The 5,649-nt window shown below is 65.6% G+C and carries 4 protein-coding genes; 3 read left to right on the top strand and 1 reads right to left on the bottom strand.

All coding sequences use genetic code 11. The annotated features are described in order from the left end of the window. The first annotated feature begins 68 nt into the window (after positions 1-68). Complete coding sequence (locus I8N67_RS40740) at positions 69-1,208, top strand: GDSL-type esterase/lipase family protein (RefSeq protein ID WP_200309356.1); 1,140 nt, start codon at positions 69-71, stop codon at positions 1,206-1,208. Here the strand turns inward: I8N67_RS40740 and I8N67_RS40735 are convergent. Further along, on the bottom strand, positions 1,205-3,013 hold the full coding sequence (locus I8N67_RS40735) for a 5'-nucleotidase C-terminal domain-containing protein (protein ID WP_200309354.1): 1,809 nt from the start codon (positions 3,011-3,013) through the stop codon (positions 1,205-1,207). The genes I8N67_RS40740 and I8N67_RS40735 overlap by 4 nt on opposite strands. 188 nt (positions 3,014-3,201) lie before the next feature. Between I8N67_RS40735 and I8N67_RS40730 the strand changes: the two genes are divergently transcribed. Both I8N67_RS40730 and pyk read left to right on the top strand, forming a co-directional pair. Further along, the gene (locus tag I8N67_RS40730; protein WP_200309355.1) at positions 3,202-3,915 is read left to right on the top strand and encodes an SIMPL domain-containing protein; all 714 of its coding nucleotides are present in this window, start codon (positions 3,202-3,204) and stop codon (positions 3,913-3,915) included. Positions 3,916-4,060: 145 nt separating this feature from the next. Further along, complete coding sequence (gene pyk / locus I8N67_RS40725; protein WP_200309353.1) at positions 4,061-5,497, top strand: pyruvate kinase; 1,437 nt, start codon at positions 4,061-4,063, stop codon at positions 5,495-5,497. The last annotated feature ends 152 nt before the right edge of the window (positions 5,498-5,649 follow it).

The raw sequence follows: 5,649 nt of genomic DNA, 5'->3' as shown, positions 1-5,649 counted from the left end.
ACTCCGGCACAGACCACTCCGGCACAGAGCACACAGCCGCAGCCCACACCCCCACAGGCCACACCTGGATCGCCGCCCACCGCTCCGCCGTCATCGACCCCCACGAAGCCTTCAAACTCTTCGAGGTCCGAAGCTTCACCAACCAGACCGTCCGCCAGACCCTGCGCCCCGCCGGCAACGGCGAGGCGCTCCGCATCCGCCTCAGCAACCGCTACGGCACCACACCCCTCGACATCGGCGGCGCCCACCTCGCCCGCCGCACCGAAGCCAGCACCATCGACCCCACCACCGACGTCACCCTCCGCTTCGCCGGCACCACGACCACGACCACCACCATCCCCGCCGGCCAGGACACCATCAGCGACCCCGTCGAAGGCACCGTCACCGCCGGCGACGAATACGCCCTCAACCTCTACCTCCCCGGCGACACCGGCCTGACCACCCACACCGCGATCCCCTACGACATCGGCCACGCCGTCCCCGGCGACCAGCTCACCGCCGAATCCCTCGACGAGACCGACGAACTGATCACCGGCCACTTCGTCACCGGCATCGACGTCCTCGCCCCCGACACCACCCGCATCGCCGTCGCCTTCGGAGACTCCTGGATCGAAGGAATGGCCACCACCCCCGGCACCGGCAGCAGCTTCCCCGCCCAACTCGACCGCCGCCTCACCAACGGCTGGATCGTCGCCACCGGCATCTCCGGCAACCGACTCCTCACCGACGAGATCGGCGCCCACCTGCTGTCCCGCATCGAACGCGACGTCCTCGACGTACCCGGCGCCAGCCACGCCATCATCCACACCGGCCTCAACGACCTCGGCCTGCCCGGCGCCATCGCCTTCCCCGAACCCGCCAAACTACCCACGGCCGCCGACCTCATCGCCGGACTCACCACCCTCGCCGACCGACTCCACACCGCCGGACTCACCGTCATCGGCGCCACCCTCGGCCCCTACGCCGGCACCGTCTACCCCGGCTACGACAGCGAAGAAGGCCAAGCCGTACGCGCCGAGGTCAACACCTGGCTCCTCGGCGACCGCCACCCCTTCGACGCCGTCATCGACATCGCCGCCGCCGTCGCCGACCCCAACCACCCCACCCGCATCCACGACGACTACAACAGCGGCGACGGCCTCCACGTCAACGACGCCGGCGCCAAAGCCATCGCCGACGCCGTGGACCTCTCACTCCTGAACCTCTAGAAAACAGGCGTACCGTTCCGCGTCAGCTTCCAGTCCACCGAAGCGAACGCCGCCGGATCGACCGACCCCTTCGCCGTCACCCACGCGATCATCGTGTTACGGATCTCATCCGAGTTCGACCACAACAACTGGGCCGCGGCGACATGCGGGAAATTACCGCCGCCGTTGGCCCGATAGTTGTTCACCGCGAACACGAACCGCTCGTCATCCGCCAACGCCACACCCTCGAACAACACATTCGCGATACGCGACCCCGCCGGCTTCGCGATATCGATCTCGTACGACAGACCACTCACCGCGTCATAGTTGTAGTCCGGCGTCCCGTTCGCATTCGTCAGCGCCGCCGGATCAACCACCGCGTCTGCCGCCGTCTGCACAAAGTAGTTCGCCGAGAACTCCAGATACGCCTTCATCTGCGCACCCGTCATCAGACGCGCCTCCAACGTGTTCTCGAAGACATACAGACCCGCCACATCCCGAATGGTCACATTCCCCGCCGGAATCACCGCACTCCGCGAGAACGCCGCAGCCTGCGACAACACCGGCAGCGACCCGTACTCCGTCGACGCCAACGCCTGCTTCACCGTGTCGGCCTGAATATGGTTGATCAGATCGATGATCGCCACATCCTTGTACGGCGCCTCCACCGACGTCATCTCCGCGGCATTCGTACCGATCACCTGGTTGACATACGCCACGACCTTCTCGTGCTCGTCACCCAGCATCTTCACGATCTTCGGATCCTCAGCCACCGCATTGGAGTTGAGCACCTTCGCGGCGACCTTCTCCACCGTCCAGCGACCCTTTCCCCACACCAACTCGAAGTCGAACAGCGTCAACCGCTGCCCCCACTTCAACGGCTCCGACAGCACAACCTGCTTGCCGGTCTCCTTGTTGGTGACGAAGTACTCCGCGATCTCCGTGTGCGCATGCCCCACAAGAATCGCGTCGATCCCCGGCACCTGCTCCGCCACAAGCCCCGCCGCGTTCTCGATGTACGGCAACTGATCACCGTACGAAGAAGTACCGGAAGACCCACTGTGCGCCGACACGATCACAACATCCGCACCCATCGACCGCAGCTTCGGCACCCACTTCGCCGCCTGCTCCTCAAGCCCCGGGAACGTCATCTTCCCCTGCACGTTCGCCTTGTCCCAGATCGCGATACCCGGATTCGTCAACCCGAGCACCGCCACCTTCACATCACGCCCGTGCGGCGTACGCAGACAATGCATGCTGTACGGCGGAAAAGCCGGCCGCAACGTCTTCGCATCCAGCGCGTTCGCACCCAACAGCGGGAAACGACACTGCTCCTGGAACTTCCGCAACACCGGGATACCGTAATTGAACTCGTGGTTACCGAGCGCTGCCGCGTCATAGTCCATCGCGTTCATCGCCTGCGCCATCGGATGCACCGGACCACCCTTGGCGGTGATCGGATCCACCTTCGCGTAGTAGTACGACAACTGCGTACCCTGAATGGTGTCGCCGGCGTCGATGAGCAGCGTGTTGCGGCGACCCTTCTCCGCACGGACCTGATCGACCAACGTGGAGATCTTCGCGAGACCGACGTCATTGTGCGCCTTGTCGTCGAACTCCTTGTCCGTGAAATAGTCCCAGTTGAAGACATTGCCGTGCAGGTCCGTCGTCCCCATCACGGTGAACTTGTACCGCTTCGGAGCCTTCCGCCCGCCACCCGTCACCTCGGCCGCCTGCGCACTCGGAGCCATGGCCGTACCCGCCACCGCCACCCCCGCACCGGTCACAGCGGACTTCTTCAGAAACTTCCGGCGATTCAAGGCCATCTCGGGATACTCCTCGGAGGAAACGAATCTCAACGCGCGTAGACAACACAGCACAACAACCCACAAGACACATGCGACAACGCGCGTAGATTCTGACCCGAACCGCCCCCACCACAACAGACCCACCAGGTTTCGATCTGATGACCACCCAGATCACCACCCCCACCACCGGTGACAGAGTGGGACGTATGACCACCAGCCCCGAAGACACCCCACCCACCGCCGTCCCCTACGGCACCCCCGACGCACCCCGCATCGCCGTCCGCGGCGAAGCCCACCTCGAAGTCGACCCCGAAACAGCCCGCATCCGAGTCACCGTCCTCGCCCGCGGCAAAGACCGACGCACCGCCCTCGACGACCTCACCCGCCGCAACACCACCGTCCTCGACCTCATCAAAACCTACGGCGAAGCAGTCGAACGACTCGAAACAGGCGCCCTCTCCATCACCCCCGAACTCAAGGAAAAAGCCCGCAACGAACGCATCCACGCCTACCACGGCCGCGTCCACATCACCGCCGAACTCACCGACTTCACCGCCCTCGGCGAACTCACCACCCGCCTCGCCGACCTCGACCTCACCCGCATCGACGGCCCCTGGTGGACCCTCCGCCCCACCTCACCCGCCCACAGACAAGCCCGACAACAAGCAGTACGCGAAGCCGTACAACGCGCACGCGAATACGCCGACGCCCTCGGCACCACCCTCGCCGCCCTCGTCGAACTCGCCGACATCGGCGCCGAAACCCCCCAACCCCTGCGCCCCGCCGCCCCCGGCGCCCGCATGCGCTCCATGGCCGCCGCAGCCGACGACACCCCCGCCCCCCTCGACCTCGAACCCCAACGCCAACGCGTCCACGCACAAGTCAACGCCCGCTTCACCATGGCACCACCACAGCTCTAAAACACCCCCGCGGAGGTGCCCCGACCCGCCCATCGGAGCACCCCCGCGCCCACTTCAAAACTTGTCAAATGCCCTTCACCCAAAGGCCGTTGAGTAGTCACACACCACCAAATCGCTACCCACCGGTAAGCCCTAGGCTCACACCATGCGCCGAGCAAAAATCGTCTGCACCCTCGGACCCGCCACCGACTCCTACGACCAGATCAAAGCCCTGGTCGAAGCCGGAATGGACGTAGCCCGCTTCAACCTCAGCCACGGCCACCACGCCGAACACGAGGACCGCTACCACCACGTCCGCAAGGCCTCCGACGAAACCGGCCGCAGCGTAGGCATACTCGCCGACCTTCAAGGCCCGAAGATCCGCCTCGGCCGCTTCACCGAAGGCCCCGTACTCCTTGAACGCGACGACACCTTCACCATCACCGTCGAACCGGACACCGAAGGCAACAGCCACATCTGCGCCACCACCCACAAAGGCCTCGCCACCGACGTCACCACCGGCGAACGCATCCTCATCGACGACGGCAAAGTCACCCTCGAAGTCACAGCGGTAGACGGACCCCAAGTCCACACGCGGGTCCTCGAAGGCGGCGTCATCTCCGACAACAAGGGCCTCAACCTGCCAGGCGTCGCCGTCTCGGTGCCGGCCCTCTCGGAGAAGGACGAAGAAGACCTCCGCTGGGCCCTGCGCACGGGCTTCGACGTCATCGCGCTTTCGTTCGTGAGGAGCGGCCGCGACATCGACGACGTCCACCGCATCATGGACGAGGAAGGCCGCCGGCTCCCCGTCATCGCCAAGGTCGAGAAGCCCCAAGCGGTCGCCGCCATCGACGACATCGTCGCCGCCTTCGACGGCATCATGGTCGCCCGCGGCGACCTCGGCGTCGAAATGCCCCTCGAACAAGTCCCCCTCGTCCAGAAACGCGCCATCAAACTCGCCAAGCGCAACGCCAAGCCGGTCATCGTCGCCACCCAGATGCTCGAATCGATGATCAACAACTCCCGCCCGACGAGGGCGGAAGCGAGCGACGTCGCCAACGCGGTCCTCGACGGCACGGATGCCGTGATGCTCTCCGGCGAGACCAGCGTCGGCAAGCACCCCATGGAGACGGTCCGCACGATGGCCCGGATCGTCGAGGCGGCCGAAGAGGACATGCTGGAGAAGGGCCTCCCGCCCTTGACCGAACACAACAAACCCCGCACCCAGGGTGGCGCGGTCGCCCGCGCGGCAGCGGAGATCGGCGACTTCCTCGACGCGAAGTTCCTCGTCGCCTTCAGCCAGTCCGGCGACACAGCCCGCCGCCTCTCCCGCTACCGGTCCCCGATTCCACTGCTGGCCTTCACCCCCGACCCGGCGACCCGCTCCCAGCTGAACCTGACGTGGGGCGTGGAGACGTTCCTCGGCCCGCGCGTGGAGTCGACTGACGCGATGGTCGACCAGGTGGACGAGCTGTTGCTGAAGTACGGCCGCTGCAAGAAGGGGGACGTGGTGGTGATCACGGCGGGATCCCCGCCTGGGGTCGCGGGCTCGACGAACATGGTGCGGGTGCATCACATCGGGGAGGACGACAGTCCGAAGTAGGGGGTGTCAGTACTTGGGGCCTACGTGGGTGTCCATGAGGGCTACTGAGGCTTGGCGGGCGATGGAGACGCTGCGGGCGTTCGCGAGTCTCCATTCGACGCCCACTTCATCCAGAGCCGCGGTGAAGAGCCGGATGATGTCGCTCGACAGGT

The organism is Streptomyces adelaidensis (assembly GCF_016598475.1).
GTDB lineage: Bacteria > Actinomycetota > Actinomycetes > Streptomycetales > Streptomycetaceae > Streptomyces > Streptomyces adelaidensis.
The sequence above is the reverse complement of the archived record's forward strand: the minus strand, read 5'-3'. Positions and strand labels throughout refer to the sequence as shown.

What these genes read in the sequence shown, in the direction of transcription:
- I8N67_RS40735 (WP_200309354.1), bottom strand. Translation starts at nt 3,013, where the DNA reads ATGGCCTTGAATCGCCGGAAGTTTCTGAAGAAGTCCGCTGTGACCGGT.
- pyk (WP_200309353.1), top strand. Translation starts at nt 4,061, where the DNA reads ATGCGCCGAGCAAAAATCGTCTGCACCCTCGGACCCGCCACCGACTCC.
- I8N67_RS40730 (WP_200309355.1), top strand. Translation starts at nt 3,202, where the DNA reads ATGACCACCAGCCCCGAAGACACCCCACCCACCGCCGTCCCCTACGGC.